The sequence below is a fragment of the Bartonella sp. CL70QHWL genome, assembly GCF_042194855.1.
Lineage (GTDB): Bacteria > Pseudomonadota > Alphaproteobacteria > Rhizobiales > Rhizobiaceae > Bartonella.
Genome location: NZ_JBHINJ010000103.1, coordinates 1 through 892 on the forward strand (window position 1 = coordinate 1; position 892 = coordinate 892).

The 892-nt window shown below is 38.2% G+C and carries 1 protein-coding gene; it reads right to left on the minus strand.

The window, feature by feature from the left end; all coding sequences use genetic code 11:
• Positions 1 to 79: 79 nt before the first annotated feature.
• A partial coding sequence (locus tag ACFIJZ_RS09930; RefSeq protein WP_375631995.1) for a DUF3987 domain-containing protein occupies positions 80 to 892 on the minus strand: 813 nt, incomplete at its 5' end.

An 892-nucleotide genomic window follows, 5' to 3' on the forward strand; every position in this document is an offset into this window, starting at 1 on the left:
TTTGGAAAAAAGTTCCTTGATGAGAATGCCATAAAAAGAGTTTTGCGTGGTTGTCTTAAAGACTTCAAAAGAGATTTTTTTATTGTTTTATGCTGTTGTTTTTAACCAAAGGATGCCATTCATACCGTCTATCAGGACGCCGACCTAATTCATTCCCCTCTATAGGAAATTCACGAATATAGTTACAACGACATAAAAGCTCTAAAGCTTGCTTAACGGCTCCATTGTCTTTTAAAGATCTCCAACACCGTCTATAGATATCTCTTGCCGTAAAAACATTGGGTAAAAGATCACAGCGCTCTACAATTAATTTTGCACGCTCTGCTGTTAATGTATCATTCGCCGCATAAAGACGTTTTGCATGACTTATCAGATATTCTTCCCAATATAAGGCTCTCTCAAGGGCATCTCTATTGATTTCAAAACGCCCCCCTTCACTCAATTCAAAAATCAATGCAAGGGTTGGTATGGTTTTATTCATTTTCAAAAGATGCGCTTGTAAACTTGATGAGAAATGACCTCCTTTGATTGTTCTTTGAAAATTTTCCCACCATACACGAAACATTTCTTGAGCTTCAGCAGAAAAGCGTATGGTAATAGGGTGTTTTGGTGATCCTAATGGTTTATCATAAAGAGAACGAAAAATTTCTTGATAACTTTCCCATGCCTTTTGATTGGGAGGTCTATCAACCCATAACCGCTCTTTTCGTTCATCGGGCCACACCAGCATTTGAAACCGTTGCAATAAGCCGTCATTATTTGTTCCATGGTGCATTGCTTGAATAATGGGAATAATCCGTGAAGGTTGAATGCCCCCAATAATGGAAATGGTTGCATTGGGAATAAAAATGGTTCCACGTCCTATACGGTCATAGGTGTATGATTTTTTGCC